This is a genomic window from Mesorhizobium sp. CNPSo 4671 (assembly GCF_057784245.1).
Map to the genome: position 1 here is coordinate 723760 of NZ_JBWLUW010000001.1, position 15667 is coordinate 739426.

At 63.7% G+C, this 15667-nt stretch carries 14 protein-coding genes; 7 read left to right on the forward strand and 7 right to left on the reverse strand.

Going from position 1 to position 15667, the window contains the following annotated elements; translation table 11 throughout:
- Position 1: 1 nt before the first annotated feature.
- Genes AC04SF_RS03280 through thrC form a run of 3 tightly spaced genes read right to left on the reverse strand, consistent with a single transcriptional unit; the run spans position 2 to position 3317 of the window.
- Positions 2 to 598: a GNAT family N-acetyltransferase gene (locus AC04SF_RS03280; protein ID WP_096455982.1), complete on the reverse strand. Its 597-nt coding sequence runs from the start codon at positions 596 to 598 to the stop codon at positions 2 to 4.
- Positions 599 to 612: 14 nt separating this feature from the next.
- Positions 613 to 1905: a M16 family metallopeptidase gene (locus AC04SF_RS03285; protein WP_488476473.1), complete on the reverse strand. Its 1293-nt coding sequence runs from the start codon at positions 1903 to 1905 to the stop codon at positions 613 to 615.
- Between the two features lie 14 nt (positions 1906 to 1919).
- Complete coding sequence (gene thrC, locus AC04SF_RS03290; protein WP_096455986.1) at positions 1920 to 3317, reverse strand: threonine synthase; 1398 nt, start codon at positions 3315 to 3317, stop codon at positions 1920 to 1922.
- A gap of 130 nt (positions 3318 to 3447) precedes the next feature.
- Between thrC and AC04SF_RS03295 the strand changes: the two genes are divergently transcribed.
- Entirely contained in the window at positions 3448 to 4176 is a 729-nt protein-coding gene (locus AC04SF_RS03295) for a hypothetical protein (protein WP_096455988.1), read from the forward strand.
- Between the two features lie 42 nt (positions 4177 to 4218).
- Here AC04SF_RS03295 and AC04SF_RS03300 read toward each other — a convergent pair whose 3' ends face one another.
- A complete protein-coding gene (locus AC04SF_RS03300; RefSeq protein WP_096455990.1) occupies positions 4219 to 4908 on the reverse strand; it encodes an HAD family hydrolase in 690 nt (229 codons plus the stop codon).
- Between the two features lie 177 nt (positions 4909 to 5085).
- On the opposite strand from AC04SF_RS03300, the gene AC04SF_RS03305 reads away from it, so the two are divergent.
- Positions 5086 to 6219 (forward strand): site-specific DNA-methyltransferase, encoded by a 1134-nt coding sequence (locus AC04SF_RS03305; protein ID WP_096455992.1) that lies wholly within the window; start codon positions 5086 to 5088, stop codon positions 6217 to 6219.
- Positions 6220 to 6259: 40 nt separating this feature from the next.
- On the opposite strand, the gene AC04SF_RS03310 is transcribed toward AC04SF_RS03305, so the two are convergent.
- Positions 6260 to 6898, reverse strand: a complete 639-nt coding sequence (locus AC04SF_RS03310) for an HAD family hydrolase (RefSeq protein WP_488476474.1) — start codon at positions 6896 to 6898, stop codon at positions 6260 to 6262.
- Positions 6891 to 8030, reverse strand: a complete 1140-nt coding sequence (mutY, locus tag AC04SF_RS03315) for an A/G-specific adenine glycosylase (protein WP_488476475.1) — start codon at positions 8028 to 8030, stop codon at positions 6891 to 6893. The genes AC04SF_RS03310 and mutY overlap by 8 nt, the downstream gene beginning before the upstream one ends.
- A gap of 53 nt (positions 8031 to 8083) precedes the next feature.
- Here mutY and AC04SF_RS03320 point away from each other — a divergent pair, with 53 nt between their 5' ends.
- From AC04SF_RS03320 to smc, 3 genes are all read left to right on the forward strand, one after another.
- Entirely contained in the window at positions 8084 to 8593 is a 510-nt protein-coding gene (locus AC04SF_RS03320; RefSeq protein ID WP_488476476.1) for a DUF721 domain-containing protein, read from the forward strand.
- Positions 8594 to 8747: 154 nt separating this feature from the next.
- Positions 8748 to 9491, forward strand: a complete 744-nt coding sequence (locus tag AC04SF_RS03325) for a DsbA family protein (protein ID WP_096456000.1) — start codon at positions 8748 to 8750, stop codon at positions 9489 to 9491.
- Positions 9492 to 9548: 57 nt separating this feature from the next.
- Entirely contained in the window at positions 9549 to 13007 is a 3459-nt protein-coding gene (gene smc, locus AC04SF_RS03330; RefSeq protein WP_488476477.1) for a chromosome segregation protein SMC, read from the forward strand.
- A 51-nt stretch (positions 13008 to 13058) separates the two neighbouring features.
- Here the strand turns inward: smc and AC04SF_RS03335 are convergent, their stop codons facing one another.
- Positions 13059 to 13349 carry a VanZ family protein gene (locus AC04SF_RS03335; RefSeq protein ID WP_488476478.1) on the reverse strand — a complete coding sequence of 97 codons (291 nt, stop codon included), beginning with the start codon at positions 13347 to 13349 and terminating at the stop codon, positions 13059 to 13061.
- 476 nt (positions 13350 to 13825) lie between these two features.
- On the opposite strand from AC04SF_RS03335, the gene AC04SF_RS03340 reads away from it, so the two are divergent.
- Both AC04SF_RS03340 and AC04SF_RS03345 read left to right on the forward strand, forming a co-directional pair.
- Positions 13826 to 14827: a class I SAM-dependent methyltransferase gene (locus tag AC04SF_RS03340; protein ID WP_488476479.1), complete on the forward strand. Its 1002-nt coding sequence runs from the start codon at positions 13826 to 13828 to the stop codon at positions 14825 to 14827.
- Positions 14824 to 15639: a phytanoyl-CoA dioxygenase family protein gene (locus AC04SF_RS03345; protein ID WP_488476480.1), complete on the forward strand. Its 816-nt coding sequence runs from the start codon at positions 14824 to 14826 to the stop codon at positions 15637 to 15639. The genes AC04SF_RS03340 and AC04SF_RS03345 overlap by 4 nt, the downstream gene beginning before the upstream one ends.
- Positions 15640 to 15667: the final 28 nt, after the last annotated feature.

A 15667-nucleotide genomic window follows, 5' to 3' on the forward strand; every position in this document is an offset into this window, starting at 1 on the left:
ATCAGTCCTTCGTTCCTGCGGCCGGCGGATCGTCCGCGATCCGGGCGTAGAGGTAGTGGTCCTGCCAGATGCCGTTGATCCTCAGATAGGATCTTAACAGTCCTTCGCGCCGGAATCCGGCTTTTTCAAGCACACGGATCGACCTGATATTGTCGGGAATACAGGCCGCTTCGATCCGGTGCAACCTCAGCGTATCGAAGGCGAAGCGGGCCACGACCTTGACCGCGTCGGTCATCAGGCCGCGACCGCCGAAGCGCTCGCCGATCCAGTAGCCGACATGGCCGCTTTGCGAGACGCCATGGCGTATGTTGCCAAGCGTGATGCCGCCGGCCAGCTTGCCGCTCGATTTCTCGAAGATGAAGAAGGCGATCGCCGTTCCTTGCGCGTAGTCTTCGCGGTAGCGGCTGATGCGCAGGCGCCATGCCGCGCGGTCGAGTTCATCGGGAGTCCAGCGCGGCTCCCACGGCTCCAGGAAGGCGCGGCTTTCACCACGCAATATCGACCATTCCCGGAAGTCATTGGTGAATGGCACACGCAACGTGACGAGGTTGCCCTTCAGCGCCGGCAGGTCACGGCGAAAGAAAGGGAGCGCGAACACGACGCTTGGGGGACTTAGACGGCGAGCCTGCGGGCCGTGGTCTGCGTGCCCGGAAGCGAATCGAGGATCGCCTCATATGGTGCCAGCGTACCCACGGGCCCGACAGCGGTAAGCGTCGGCTTGGTCGAGAACATCCGCGACGACAGGTCGGTCAGCCGCTCCACCGTCAGCGCCGACAGGCGCTCCATCAATTCCTCCTTGGCGATGGGCCTGCCGAACAAAAGCAGTTGCCTTGCAATCTGCGAGGCGCGGCTGGCCGGGCTTTCGGCGGACATGATCAGCCCGGCGCGGTACTGGGCGCGCGCGCGGTCAAGTTCTTCCTGCAGGATGTTCTCGCCGGCTTTCTGCAATTCGTCGATGATGACAGGCACCAGTTCGGCGATGTCGCTCTGCCCGGTCGCCGCATGGACGCCGAAGATGCCGGTATCGGAAAAGCCCCAGTGGAAGGCATAGACGGAGTAACACAGGCCGCGCTTCTCGCGGACTTCCTGGAACAGGCGCGATGACATGCCGCCGCCAAGGATCATCGACAGCACCTGCGAGGCGTAGAAGTCGCGCACATGGTAGGCGCGGCCTTCGAAGCCAAGCACGATCTGCGCGTCCATCAGGTCGCGGTCCTCGCGGAAATCGCCGCCGACATATTGCGCATATTGCGGGATGGTGCTGTCGGCCTTGCTGCGGAAGCCGCCAAGCTGCTTCTCGACCTCGCGCACGAAATTGTCGTGCTTGATGTCGCCGGCAGCGACGATCACCATCCGCTCGGCGCCATATTGGCGTTCGATGAAATCGTGCAATTGCTTCGAGGTGAAGGATTTGACGGTTTCCGGCGTGCCCAGGATCGAGCGGCCGATGGTCTGGTGGCGAAAGGCCGTCTCGGTGAAACGGTCGAAGACGATGTCGTCTGGCGTGTCGTGCGCGGCGCCGATCTCCTGCAGGATGACGTGCTGCTCGCGCTCGAGTTCCTGCGGGTCGAATTCGGACTCCTGCAGGATGTCGGCGAGAATATCCACTGCCAGCGGTACGTCATCGCTGAGCACCCTGGCATAGTAGGAGGTGGTCTCGACGCTGGTGGCCGCGTTGATCTCGCCGCCGACATCCTCGATTTCCGAGGCGATTGCGAAGGCACTCCGCCGCTTCGTACCCTTGAACGCCATGTGCTCGAGCAGATGGGCCATGCCATGCTCTTCGTCACGTTCATTGCGGGCGCCGGACTTGACCCAGGCCCCCAAGGCAACCGATTCGATACTTGGAAGGGTTTCGGTGGCGACTGTCAGGCCGTTCGACAGACGGCTTACCTCAACACCCATATGGCTCGTACTCCCTAACGCGCCGCCCGCGCGCGGCGGCCGACGTAATCTTCCACCATTTTCAGGTCGGATGGAAGTACCGTGTATTTTTCCTCAAATGTCATCAATCCCCCTAGCCATGCGGGCAGGGCCGGCGAGACCCCGCTGGCGGCCTCGACGGCGGCGGGGAACTTTGCCGGATGGGCGGTGCCCAGCACCACCATCGGCACCGCGCCTGCCGCCTTGCCCGCCGCGACATGCATAGCTGCCGCCGTGTGCGGATCGAGCAGGTAGTTGCTGGCCGCGAGCGTCGAGCGGATGGTGGCGGCGACCTCGTCCATGGTGGCACGGCCGGCGTCGAATTCGGACCGCATCCCATTGATCTCGCGGGATTCTATGGTGAAGGCGCCGGACTGCTTCAGGCCGTCCATGTAGCGTCGCACGGTCGCTGCGTCACGGTTCGAGGCCTCGAAAAGCAGGCGTTCGAAATTCGATGATACCTGGATATCCATCGACGGTGAGGTGGTCGCAAAGACACCCTTGGTGCGGTATTCGCCGGTCGCGAAGGTGCGGGCCAATATGTCGTTGTCGTTGGTGGCGATGACCAGCCGTTCGATCGGCAGGCCCATCTTCTTGGCGGCGTAGCCGGCGAAGATATCGCCGAAATTGCCGGTCGGCACGGTGAACGACACCGCCCGGTCAGGCGCGCCGAGCGACAGCGCCGAGGAGAAATAATAGACGATCTGGGCCATGATGCGCGCCCAGTTGATCGAATTGACCCCCGACAGCGCCACCCGGTCGCGGAAGGCGTGGTCGTTGAACATGTCCTTGAGCAGGCCCTGGCAGTCGTCGAAATTGCCCTCGATCGCCAGCGCATGGACGTTCTCGGCCTTCGACGTCGTCATCTGCCGCTGCTGCACCGGCGAAACGCGGCCATGCGGGAACAGGATGAAGATGTCGGTGCGGCTGCGTCCGGCAAAGGCGTCAATCGCCGCGCCACCAGTGTCGCCTGACGTGGCGCCGACGATGGTGGCGTGCTGATCGCGTTCGGCAAGCACATGGTCCATCAGCCGGGCGAGCAACTGCATCGCCACATCCTTGAACGCCAGCGTCGGCCCGTGGAAGAGTTCGAGGACGAAGGTGTTGGGGCCGGTCTGGACCAGCGGGCAGACGGCTTCGTGGCGGAAGGTGGCATAGGCTTCGCGCACCAAGCGTTCGAAGACCGGCGCTGCGATTTCACCGCCAAGGAACGGCGTCAGCACGCGGATCGCCAGATCGGGATAGGCAAGGCCACGCATGGCGCGGATCTCGGATGGCGAAAACTGCGGCCACTCGCGCGGCACGTAAAGCCCGCCATCGCGCGCTAGCCCGGCCAGCACGGCATCGGAAAATCCAAGCGCGGGTGCTTCCCCGCGCGTACTCACATATTGCATGTCTCAGTCCCGTTGCCGCTTGGCTTTTCCGTTCACCACAAGGTGGTTAATTTCTGTGCCGGCTCCAGTCGCATTTTTGCCGCGCCGTTGATATACGTCACCAGCTTTACGAGAGGGAAGTGGGAGTTTCATGGCGTTTCGTACATCAAGTGGTCGCTTTTTGGCGGGTCTTGCGCTCACCGGCTTTATGCTCGCCGCCGCCGGCTGCCAATCGGGCGACAATGGCATCCTTAACCTCGGTTTCGGCAAGAAAGACCCAACGGCGCCACCGCCGCCGCAGGATCCCAAGATTCTGGCCAGCCAGCTGAACGCCTATTGCCCGAGGGTGACGGTGCGCGACGGTACGGCCTTCTTCAATACCTATGTCAACGAGGTCAAGAAGCCCAAGCCGAAGCTCAAGAAGACCGGCGACGCCGAGGCGGATGCGGCTGCCCAGGCCGCGGCTGACGCCGCCGCTGCCACTCCGCCCGACGATTCGGCGAGGATCATTTACCAGGCCTCGATTGCCGACGTGACCCGCGATTGCAGCCGCGCCGACGGCCAGCTGACGATGAAGATCGCGGTCGCCGGCAAGATCGTTCCAGGACCGAAGTTCACACCCGGCACCATCACCATGCCGATCCGCACGGCGGTGATGCACGGCACCGATGTGCTGTATTCGCAGATTCACCAGTATCAGGTTCAGGTCACCGATCCCTCGGTCGCCACCCAGTTCGTCTTCACCGATTCCAATGTCGTCGTGCCGGCACCGACGGCACAGGACTATCAGGCCTATGCCGGCTACGACGAAACGGCGCCGAAGGCGACGACCGACAAGCCGAAGAAGACCCATAGAAAAAGGGCCGCCGCGACAAACTGAGCGGTCATCGAAAGAGCGTGCGTCCGGCCGGGCGCGCGCGTCTCAGGCGTCGGCCGACCATTCCGACAGCGCCGCGATCACGCTTTTCAGCTCGGCCCAGCGGCGGATCACCGTCTCGGCGCCGGCTTCGGTCAGCGCGTCGGCATGGCCGGGATAGCTGTGGCTGGCGCCGGTGAAGCCGATCACCCGCATGCCGGCTGCTCTGGCGCCGGTGACGCCGTGCACGGAATCCTCGATGACGAAGGTGTTGGCCGGGTTCGCGCCGAGTTTTTCCGCCGCGAGCAGGAAGACGTCGGGGGCAGGCTTGGTCTTTTTGCTCGGTATTTCCAGCGCCGAGAAGATGCGGCCGGCGAAGAACGGCAGCAGATGCACTTTCTCCAGCATGAATTCTATCCGCTCCGAGCGTGAGTTGGAGCAGACGCAGCGTTGCGCCGTGACCGAGGCGACCGCTTCGCGCACACCCTCTATGGCACGCACATCGCTGCGCAGTTTCCGGTCGACGAGCTCTTCGGCGCGGTCGATCAGCGACGCCTGGAACGGGATTTTGGACTTCTCCTCGATCCGCAGCAGGATGTCCTTGAACGTCAGGCCCGCATAGGTCTCGGCGACCTCCTCGGCGGAGATTTCATATCCGGCCAGCGTTATCAGCTCAGCCTCGACCCGCGCGGCGATGATTTCGGAATCGACGAGCACGCCGTCGCAATCGAAGATGACAAGGTCTGGCTGGGGCATGGTGATCCGGGACAAGGAAGATGGAGGAAGGCCGCGATGGGCTCAGGCGGCGCGGCATACACCAACGGTCCGGCCTTCGCAAACGGAGCGAGCGATTCCTTCGACCTTCACCGAATATTTACGCTGATCGGTAACCATAACGGGGAGTAAACAGTAACGCGTGCCCTGGGTGTAAAAATGTCTGCCGTGCGTCTTCTCGACGACCTTTCCCATGCTCCCCAGCAATCCGAATGGCTGGACACGATCCTCAAGGGCGACTGCGTCGCGGCGCTCGACCGCCTGCCGGAAAAATCGGTCGACGTCATCTTCGCCGATCCGCCCTACAATCTGCAGCTCGACGGCGATCTGCACCGACCCGACCAGTCCAAGGTCGACGCGGTCGACGATCACTGGGACCAGTTCGAAAATTTTGAGGCCTACGACGCCTTCACCCGCGCCTGGCTTTTGGCGGCGCGGCGTGTGCTGAAGCCCAACGGCACCATCTGGGTCATCGGCTCCTATCACAACATCTTCCGCGTCGGCGCCAAGATGCAGGACCTGGGCTTCTGGATCCTCAACGACGTGGTCTGGCGCAAGACCAATCCGATGCCGAATTTCCGCGGCCGCCGCTTCCAGAACGCGCATGAGACGATGATCTGGGCTTCCCGAGACCAGAAGGGCAAGGGCTACACCTTCAATTATGAAGCGCTGAAGGCGTCGAACGATGACATCCAGATGCGCTCCGACTGGCTGTTCCCGATCTGCACCGGTGGCGAGCGGCTGAAGAACGACAATGGCGACAAGCTGCACCCGACACAGAAGCCGGAAGCGCTGCTCGCCCGCATCATGATGGCATCGACCAAGCCCGGTGACATCGTGCTCGATCCCTTCTTCGGCTCCGGCACGACAGGTGCGGTCGCCAAACGCCTCGGCCGCCATTTCGTCGGCATCGAGCGTGAGCAGGCCTATATCGACGCCGCCAACGAGCGCATCGATGCGGTGCGGCCGCTGGAAGATGCCGATTTGACGGTATTGACCGGCAAGCGCGCCGAGCCGCGCGTCGCCTTCGTCAGCCTGATCGACACCGGGCTGGTGACGCCGGGCGCCACGCTTTACGACGCCAAGAAGCGCTGGGCCGCCAAGGTGCGCGCCGACGGCACTGTGGCGATCGGCGAAAGCGCCGGTTCGATCCACAAGATCGGCGCCGAAGTGCAGGGACTGGACGCCTGCAATGGCTGGACCTTCTGGCACTATGAGCGCAGCGGCGGGCTGACCCCAATCGACGAACTGCGCCGCATTGCCCGGCTTGGCATGGAGCGGGCAGGGGGCTGACCCCCTGCCGGATTATCGCGTATCACGTTAAATCGAAATCTCAGGGGATCGCCGCAAGCGATTCGGATCGCGCCTTAATTCCAAAGCGCTCAAGATCTGCTTGAAGCGTCTTGGCATCGGTGAACAACACGGCTTGCCAGCCGGCCACCTTAGCGCCGTCGACATTCTTCTGGCTGTCGTCGATGAACAGCGTCGCCGATGGTTCGAGCCCGAACGCAGCCACGTGATGATCGTAAATGTCACGGTCCGGTTTGATCTTGCCGATCTCGCCGGAGATGGTCACGCCGCGTGGACGATTGAGGAAATCGAAGCGTTTGCGGGCTTCCGCCAAAGTGTCGGCGGCGAAGTTGGTCAGCATGGTCACATCATGGCCGCTCTCGATCAGGCCGAGCATGATGGCGACGCTGTCATCATAGGCGTGCGGTACCATTTCGTGCCAGTGGCGGCGGAAATTGCGGATGTTTTCCGCGTGATCGGGATGGTCGGCGATCAGCAGTGCCTCGGCCTCTTCCCATGTCCGGCCGCGGTCCTGCTCGATGTTCCAGTCATGCGTACAGACATTGTCGAAAAACCACTTTCTCTCTTCGGCATCCGGAATGAGGCGGCTGAATGGAATGTTGGGATCGTAATGGATCAGCACCTTGCCGATGTCGAAAACGATGTGGCGGATTTCAGTCATGGGGCCTCTTTGCACTGTGTGGCGACGGCTTTTTCGTCGCGCCGGGTATCGCAGCCTCGATTGCCTTTTTCATGACAGTCGGCAGGGCCTCCCCGGAAATCTCCCGGGCGGGTGACCAGAAATGCCCTACCGGCGCATCGCCTTTGATGTGGGCGTGAAAAACTTCGAGCTCGAGTGCGAAATGGGTGAAGACATGCGTGATTGTCCCGGCACGCCGCCAGTCGCCGGGAAAGGGCGCCGCCGCCTGCGTGGTGGCTCCGTCCGCCCGCGCCGTCCAGGCCGTTGTCGGCACCTCGGTCATGCCGCCGAGCAAACCTTTTTCGGGCCGTTTGCGCAGAAGAATGGCGCCGTCCTCACGCACGGCGACGAAAGCAGCGCCGCGCCGCTGCGGCTTGTCGGCTTTTGGCAGCCGCACCGGGAAATTTTCGGGATCGCCTGAGACGACGGCGCTGCAGTCCTCGCACAGGGGACACAGCATGCAGCGCGGCCGGCGCGGCGTGCAGATCGTGGCGCCGAGATCCATCATCGCCTGGGCGAAGTCGCCCGGCCTTGCCGCCGGCACCATCGCCTCGACATGGGCACGTATCTCGGGCTTGGCCTCGCTCAGCGGCGTCGTGATCGAAAACAGCCTCGATATGACGCGTTCGACATTGCCGTCGACAACGGCGGCGGGCCGGTCGAAGGCAATCGCCGCAATGGCCGCCGACGTATAGGCGCCGATGCCGGGCAGGCCTCTCAACCCGGCCTCGGTGTCGGGAAACCGGCCACCACGCGCCGCCACCAGATCGGCGCAGGCCTTGAGGTTGCGGGCGCGGGAGTAGTAACCCAGCCCCGCCCAGGCCTTCATCACGTCCTCGGTCGGCGCCGCGGCCAGCGCTTCGACATCGGGCCATTTCTCGACAAAGGCGCGAAAATAGGATTTCACCGCCTCGACGGTGGTCTGCTGCAGCATGACTTCGGACAGCCAGATGCGGTAGGGATTCGGTCGCACGCCGCGTGCATGGTCGCGCGGGCTCACGCGCCACGGCAGTTCGCGATGATGCACGTCGTACCAGGCAAGCAGGCGCGACGCGGTATCGTCCGGGATTGCCTTGCGTGTCTGGGCCTTGCGGGTCTGGTCTGCTGGTGCCATTGATCGTGTATTGGCCTGGCCGGTATAGCTGGGGTCGTGGCTGGAGAACGTACATGGCAGGGAGAACGCCCTACGGCAATCCCGTCCCGGTGAGCGATCTTGCGACCAAAATCCTCGATCCGGTGCTGCGCAAGCGGGCAGGCATCTCGATTGGTCTCGTCCAGTCCTGGGAAGAGATTGCGGGACCGCGCCTTGCCAGCCGCTCGCGGCCCGAAAAGATCCAGTGGCCGCGCCGCCTGCATGAGGACGATCCATTCGAGCCGGCGGTGCTGGTTATCGCCTGCGAGGGCATGGCCGCACTTCACCTGCAGCACGAGACCGGTGAGATCATCAACCGGGTGAACGCGTTCCTCGGCTTTACGGCAATAGGCCGCATCAGGATCGTGCAAAAACCGGTGACGACGGACAAAGGACGGCCTAAACCGACCTTCAGGCCTTTGACGGCGGCGGAGCAGACGAAGTTGTCCAGCACTGTCGAACTGATCGAGGATGATGGGCTGCGCGCCTCGCTGGAAAGGCTTGGCGCAACCATTTTGGGTGAAAGGAAGTCAAAAACCCCTTGAAGACAGTCATGGATTTGTCGTCAACATCTCGCATTCGTGATCGCCTCCGTCAGGTTTCACGATTGGATTGGGGATGGAGATGCCTTAATTCGCGCCAACTCTCGCCTTTTCGTGCCTTTGCATTGCAAAATTCAACCCTTGTCAGGTGATTCGTATGAACCGTCCTTTGTTCGGCAAAAGTCTGTCTCGCAGAAACGTCCTGTCTTCGCTGGCCGCCATTCCGGCGGTGGCCCTGCTCGCCGCCTGCAGCGACTCCGGCGAACAGGCCAAGGCAGCGGATGTGAAGCCCGCCGACCCGGCGGCTCCCGCAAAGCCGGCCACGCCGGCTGCCGTCCAGGTTCCCGAGTCCCAGGGCAACGTGGACATGGCCGAACTGCTGAAGCCGGGCGCGCTGCCCGACAAGCAGCTCGGCAAGGATGACGCCAAGGTCACCATCGTCGAATACGCCTCGATGACCTGTCCGCACTGCGCGCATTTCGCCGCAACCACCTTCCCGGACCTGAAGAAGAAGTATATCGACACCGGCAAGGCGCGCTATATCCTGCGCGAATTCCCGTTCGATCCGAGCGCGGAAGCCGGTTTCATGCTGGCACGCTGCGCCAAGGATAACTATTTCCCGATGGTGGACGTGCTGTTTGCGCAGCAGGCGAACTGGGTTGGCGTGTCGAACACCAAGGATGCGCTGCTGCAAATCTCGAAGCTAGCCGGTTTTACACAGGAGTCCTTCGAGGCCTGCTTGACGGACCAGAAACTTCTGGACGATGTGAGATCGGTCCAGAAGCGCGGCGCCAATGAATTCAAGGTCGACTCGACACCGACCTTCTTCATCAACGGTAAGACCTACAAAGGGGCGATGTCGATTGAGGAAATGTCGGCCATCATCGACCCTCTGCTCTGACATAAGGTCAGCGCTGAAGCGGCAGCGTTTCGGCGCTCGCCTTTATGGGGCGCGTGAATGAAGTTTTCGCGCCTCCGCCTCCTTGGTTTCAAGTCCTTCGTCGAGCCCGGTGAGTTCGTCATCGAACGCGGCCTGACGGGTATTGTCGGGCCGAACGGCTGCGGCAAGTCGAACCTTGTCGAGGCGCTGCGCTGGGTGATGGGCGAAAGCTCCTACAAGAACATGCGCGCGTCCGGCATGGACGACGTCATCTTTTCCGGCTCGGGCACGCGGCCTGCGCGCAACACCGCCGAAGTCACGCTTTTCCTCGACAACAGCGACCGCTCGGCACCGGCTGCCTTCAATGACGCCGATGAATTGCAGGTGTCGCGCCGCATCGAGCGCGAGGCCGGCTCGCTCTATCGCATCAACGGCAAGGAAGCGCGCGCCAAGGATGTGCAGCTTCTGTTCGCCGACCAGTCGACCGGCGCACGCTCGCCGTCCATGGTCGGGCAGGGCCGTATCGGCGAGCTTATCCAGGCCAAGCCGCAGGCGCGCCGCGCGCTGCTTGAAGAGGCCGCCGGCATTTCCGGCCTGCACACCCGCCGCCACGAGGCCGAACTGCGGCTGAAAGCGGCCGAACAGAACCTCGAACGGCTGGACGACGTCGTCGGCGAACTGGAAAGCCAGATCGAAAGCCTTAAGCGCCAGGCGCGCCAGGCGTCCCGCTTCAAGAATCTGTCGGCCGATATCCGCAAGGCAGAGGCGACATTGCTGCATCTGCGCTGGACGCTGGCCAAGACCCAGGAAGGCGAGGCGCGCTCGGCGCTGGCGGCTGCCACCGCCCTTGTCGGCGACCGCGCCGCCGCGCAGATGGCCGCCGCCAGGGAGCAAGGCATCGGCGCCCACCGCTTGCCTGATTTGCGCGACGCGGAAGCCGCGGCTGCCGCTGCCTTCCAGCGTCTGTCGATCGCCAAGTCGCAGATCGAGGAGGAGGCCGGCCGCATCCGCAACCGCCAGGCCGAAATCGAGCGCCGCTTGCAGCAGCTCGACGGCGACATCGCCCGCGAGGAGCGGATGGTGCGCGACAATGCCGATGTTCTCGAACGCCTGCGCACCGAAGAGGCCGCGCTGAATTCAGAAAACGCCGGCGCGGCCGAGCGCGAGGCCACCACCCGCGCGGCGTTCGAACAGGCGGCATCGACGCTTGCGCAAAGCGAAGCCAAACTCGCCGCGCTGACGGCTGAACGCGCCGAGGCCGCCGCCTCGCGCCATCAGATCGAACGCACGCTGCGCGAAACCGCCGAGCGCCGCGACCGCTTCGCCCGCCAGCTCGCCGAGGTCGACCGCGAATTGTCGGACATTCTCTCCAAGGTCGCCGGCTTGCCGGATCCGGCCGAAAAGCGCGAACTGGTAGAACAGGCCATCGCGCAGCTCGAAGAATCCGAGGCAGCCGTGGCGCAGGCCGAACAGTCGGTCATCGATGCCCGCGCCACCGAAAGTGCCGCCCGCCCGCCGCTTCAGGATGCGAGGGCCGAACTGGCGCGGATCGAGACGGAAGCGCGCACTCTGGCCAAGATCCTCAATGCCGCCAGTGGCGATCTCTTCCCTTCGGTGCTCGAGCAGATCAGCGTCGAGCGCGGCTTCGAGACCGCACTCGGCGCAGCCCTTGGCGAAGACCTCGACGTTCCGCTCGACCGCAGCGCGCCCGCGCATTGGGGCGAAAGCCAGATCCAGCCTGGCGACGCGGCTCTGCCGGAAGGCATCAAGAGCCTCGCCAGCGTGGTTCGCGCGCCGGCGCAGCTTGCCCGCCGCCTGGCGCAGATCGGCATTGTCGAGGCCGCTGACGGCCGCCGGCTGCAGGCGCTGCTTGCGCCCGGACAGCGCCTGGTCAGCCGTGAAGGCGCGCTTTGGCGCTGGGACGGTCTGACCGCCAGCGCCGATGCGCCGACGGCTGCCGCCCAACGGCTGGCGCAGAAGAACCGGCTTGCCGAACTTGATGCCGAAGCGGTGCAGGCGACGCTCGTCCTGCGCCAGGCCGAGGAAGCGCTGGCACAGGCCGAGCAGGCGCTTCGCCAGGCAAGCGAGGCCGAGCGCAACACGCGCCAGGCCGGACGCGACGCCCAGCACCGGCTGGACGCTGCCCGCAACGCGCTGGCCGAGGCCGAAAAGGCCGGTGGCGAGCTGGCGAGCCGGCGCGCGGCTTTGGACGAGGCGCGCGCGCGCATCGTCGACAGTCATGAGGAAACCTCGGCGGCATTCGTCGAGGCCGAAATGCTGCTGCAGGACGCGCCCGATCTCGGCGACCTGCAATTGCAGCTCGAACAATCCTCGGCCAATGTCTCCCGCGACCGGGCCACGCTGGCCGATGCGCGGGCCGTTCACGAGGGACTGCGGCGTGAGGCGGAGGCGCGCACGCGCCGGCTGGATGCCATTGGAACCGAGCGCAGCAACTGGCTGGTCCGCGCCGAAAACGCCTCGACGCAAATCGCCTCGCTCGGTGAACGCAAGGCCGAGGCCGAGGCCGAGCGCGAGCGGCTGGCCGATGCGCCTGATGAGATCGACGCCAAGCGGCGCGCACTGCTGTCGCAGCTGACCGAGGCCGAGACCTTGCGCAAGGCAGCCTCCGATCGGCTGCAGGAAGCGGAGAACAGGCAAGCCGAATTCGACAAGGCGGCGACATCCGCCATCCAGTCGCTGGCCGAGGCGCGCGAAACTCGCGTGCGTGCCGAGGAGCGGCTGACGGCGGCCGACGAGCGCCGGCTGGAGGTCGAGGCACGCATCCAGGAAACGCTGAACACGCCGCCGCATCTGGTCATCCGCCACACCGGCCTGGAAGCCGACGATCCGATGCCCGAGATGGCCGAGATCGAACGCCAGCTCGACCGGCTGAAGATCGAGCGCGAACGGCTCGGCGCCGTCAATCTGCGCGCCGAGGAAGAGCAGAAGGAACTGTCCGACCGGCTGGAGGCCATCGTCTCCGAGCGCGAGGACATTATCGAGGCGATCCGCAAGCTCAGGCAGGCGATCCAGAGCCTTAACCGTGAAGGCCGCGAGCGGCTGCTGGCCGCCTTCGACGTGGTCAATAGCCACTTCCAGCGGCTGTTCTCGCATCTGTTCGGCGGCGGCACGGCGGAATTGCAGCTGATCGAATCCGAGGACCCGCTCGAGGCGGGGCTGGAAATCCTGGCCCGCCCACCCGGCAAGAAGCCACAGACCATGACGCTGCTCTCGGGCGGCGAGCAGGCGCTGACGGCGATGTCGCTGATCTTCGCCGTGTTCCTGACCAATCCGGCACCGATCTGCGTGCTCGACGAAGTCGACGCGCCACTCGACGATCACAATGTCGAACGCTTCTGCAATCTCATGGACGAGATGGCCAAGACCACCGAGACGCGCTTCGTCATCATCACCCACAACCCGATCACCATGGCGCGCATGGACCGGCTGTTTGGCGTGACCATGGCCGAGCAGGGCGTCAGCCAGCTTGTGTCGGTCGATCTGCAGGCGGCCGAGGCGATGCGCGAGGCGAGCTGAGGCGTCCGGGCTGACAGCGCTACGGCCCGTTGGACCAAGTGCGATTGGCCATCAGTCTTTGCGGTGCATGACCCGATTTAAACACATCGCCACCACGAGCCCGCCCGCTATGCCGATGCAATCGGCAATCCAGTCGAACACGTCGAGGTCGCGGTCAATCAGTGGGGTGTCCTGAAGGACCTCGATCGCCGCCCCGACCAGGGCCAGGAAAATGACCAGCCTGACCTTGCGCCTGGGCCAGCCAAGACCTCCAAGAACTGCCAGGGTGGCGAATGCGCTGGCGTGATTGAGCTTGTCGTTGTCGAAACCGATGTCGAGCCCGAATTCCTGAAGCTCAGGCACTGGCAAAAGGGCGAGGACCAGAACCGCAACGAGCGTGACGACAAAAGCGGTCCATAAGACGGCTGAACAGGATGTCATTGTGGTCCAACAATGATTTCGACCGCCAAAGGTCGAAGCCTGCCGGTGGTTCCGATGCACGAAGCAACGGCAGCGCAGAGTGCCACGATTGCATCGGATGGTCACAAAAGCAACGAACCTTGGCCGGTGCGGGCAGGGCGAGACCTCAAGGCGCGTTGGGGGATTTACGCCGGATGGCCATTGGCCGAATATGGAAGTGGCGGAGGGGCGACAGTTTGAGTGAATCCGTTTGTCCTGCTTGCGGGGCCGGCGCACCGATGAGGCTGGCGCTACCCCATCCATCGCTTTCCATGAGGAGCGATGGTGCAGTTCTCAACCGCCGCCTTGAGAAGGCCTCCTGTCTGAGGTGCGGACATGGCTTTCATGTCACGCCACTGAGACCTGAAGACCGGGACGCCATGTACAGCGACGGATACGATCTCGGCCTGGTCGATCCGGCCGCCGATGCCGCTCGGGCACAAGGCTATGCTGATTGCATGGACGAATCCGCGGTCACGCTTCTCGGACGCCCGCTTCGCCCGGGAAGCGTCGTTGAGTTCGGGGCAGGGACCGGTGCATTGCTCGAAGACCTTGCGCGGCGATGGCAATTGAGGGAAGCGCTGGGTTTCGAAGCGGCGTCTCAACTGGTCGCGTCGGCCGGGCAGCGGGATCAAGCACAAGCGACGATCCGCCAGGGCTATGCCGAAGAAGCTCTCGGTGAAATTGCCGGACGGTACGACCTCTGCCTCTCGGTAAACGTCCTTGAGCACGCCCTCAGTCCGGAGGCGTTCCTTTCCGTGTCCAGGCGGGCCCTCTCGGACGGAGGCCTTGTGGTGGTGATCTGCCCGGACGGCGATGTTGCCGACACGGAACTGTTGTTCCTCGATCATGTCTCGAGTTTCACCCAGCTGTCCCTGCGGATGGTTGCCGCGGCAGCGGGATTGCATGTCATTGGAAGCGCTGCGCTGCGTGGACAGCAAAAGGGCTTTCGACTGACCCTCCTGAGTCCCGATGCGACCGCGCCGCAGGCTCCCACGGATCTCCAGTCCCTGTCGCTGGCGCAGGCGCGATCGGATTTCCTGAAGGGCTGGTCGGAAATTGATGATGGAGCGTCGGGGTGGCTGGACGACAGGCCCTACGCGATGTTTGGAGCCGGGGAATTCCGAAACCTGCTGCGGACTTATGCCCCCCGGCTGGTCAAGGGAGCCGAAGCATTCCTGACGGACGAGCCGCACGCGGCCACTCTTGACGACCGGCCATGGCTGAGAGCCGGCGAGTATGCTTCCGCGCATCCCCGGACTATCATGGTGGCCGCCGTCAATCCGCGAAGCTGGCCGGCGGTGGCCGGAAGGTTTCGGAACGGCGGCGTGCACATCGTCCATCCCTACCACTTCTCCAGCCGCCTCAAGGAACAGCTGTGACCGGGATAGATCGCTACGGGGTCAAGGAAAGCGCGGTCGCACGCGACGAGATCGATGTCCTGATCGAGGATCTCCGGCTCACCGGCTATACGACGCTCGAGGCAGGGCTGACGGGCGAACAACTGGACACGCTGTCCCGTGACTTTGACGCCGCCGAAGTGAAATATGCCGAGCAAGCCGCAACCGCGGGATACGACCTTTCGGCGCTCGGCGAGCGGGACACGATCCGCGTGCTTCCCAAATTCGCTCCGGCGTTCATGGACCTGGTCTTCCATGAGCGCCTGGCGCAGTTGCTCTCAAGAATGCTCGGTGGCTACTACATCCTCAATCAGGTCAACGGGCTGATCAATCGCGCCAACAAGAGCAAATACGGACAGGCGTCCTACCATCGCGACCTGCCCTACCAGCACTTCGTCAGTTCACGGCCGCTTGCAATAAGTGCCCTGTTTGCGCTTGACGATTTCACGGCTGAAAATGGCGCCACCCGGGTCATCCCCGCCAGCCATCACCGCGAGGATTTTCCTTCGGACGAAACGGTGCGGCGGCGTCAGGTTCAGGTGACCGTCCCGCGGGGAACATTCATCATTCTGGACTGCATGCTCTACCACGCCGGGTCGACCAACCACACAGACTGCAACCGGCGCGGTGCGAACCACGTCTTCACCATCCCGATGCTGCGGCAGCAGCTTCATCTCCCGTCGGTCCTGTCCGAGTTTCCGGGATTGAGCGCGGATCAGAAGAAGATACTCGGATTTGGTCTGGACGAGTATCGCTCGGTGGACGCGTGGTTAGGCGCGCGGGCGAAAAAGTAAATCCTGCAAAGGCGTCACCGTGCACGCG

Bases quoted from the DNA above. Each gene is read 5' to 3' on its own strand.
- AC04SF_RS03285 (WP_488476473.1), bottom strand. From the start codon at position 1,905: ATGGGTGTTGAGGTAAGCCGTCTGTCGAACGGCCTGACAGTCGCCACC.
- thrC (WP_096455986.1), bottom strand. From the start codon at position 3,317: ATGCAATATGTGAGTACGCGCGGGGAAGCACCCGCGCTTGGATTTTCC.
- AC04SF_RS03295 (WP_096455988.1), top strand. From the start codon at position 3,448: ATGGCGTTTCGTACATCAAGTGGTCGCTTTTTGGCGGGTCTTGCGCTC.
- AC04SF_RS03300 (WP_096455990.1), bottom strand. From the start codon at position 4,908: ATGCCCCAGCCAGACCTTGTCATCTTCGATTGCGACGGCGTGCTCGTC.
- AC04SF_RS03305 (WP_096455992.1), top strand. From the start codon at position 5,086: ATGTCTGCCGTGCGTCTTCTCGACGACCTTTCCCATGCTCCCCAGCAA.
- AC04SF_RS03310 (WP_488476474.1), bottom strand. From the start codon at position 6,898: ATGACTGAAATCCGCCACATCGTTTTCGACATCGGCAAGGTGCTGATC.
- mutY (WP_488476475.1), bottom strand. From the start codon at position 8,030: ATGGCACCAGCAGACCAGACCCGCAAGGCCCAGACACGCAAGGCAATC.
- AC04SF_RS03320 (WP_488476476.1), top strand. From the start codon at position 8,084: ATGGCAGGGAGAACGCCCTACGGCAATCCCGTCCCGGTGAGCGATCTT.
- AC04SF_RS03325 (WP_096456000.1), top strand. From the start codon at position 8,748: ATGAACCGTCCTTTGTTCGGCAAAAGTCTGTCTCGCAGAAACGTCCTG.
- smc (WP_488476477.1), top strand. From the start codon at position 9,549: ATGAAGTTTTCGCGCCTCCGCCTCCTTGGTTTCAAGTCCTTCGTCGAG.
- AC04SF_RS03340 (WP_488476479.1), top strand. From the start codon at position 13,826: ATGTACAGCGACGGATACGATCTCGGCCTGGTCGATCCGGCCGCCGAT.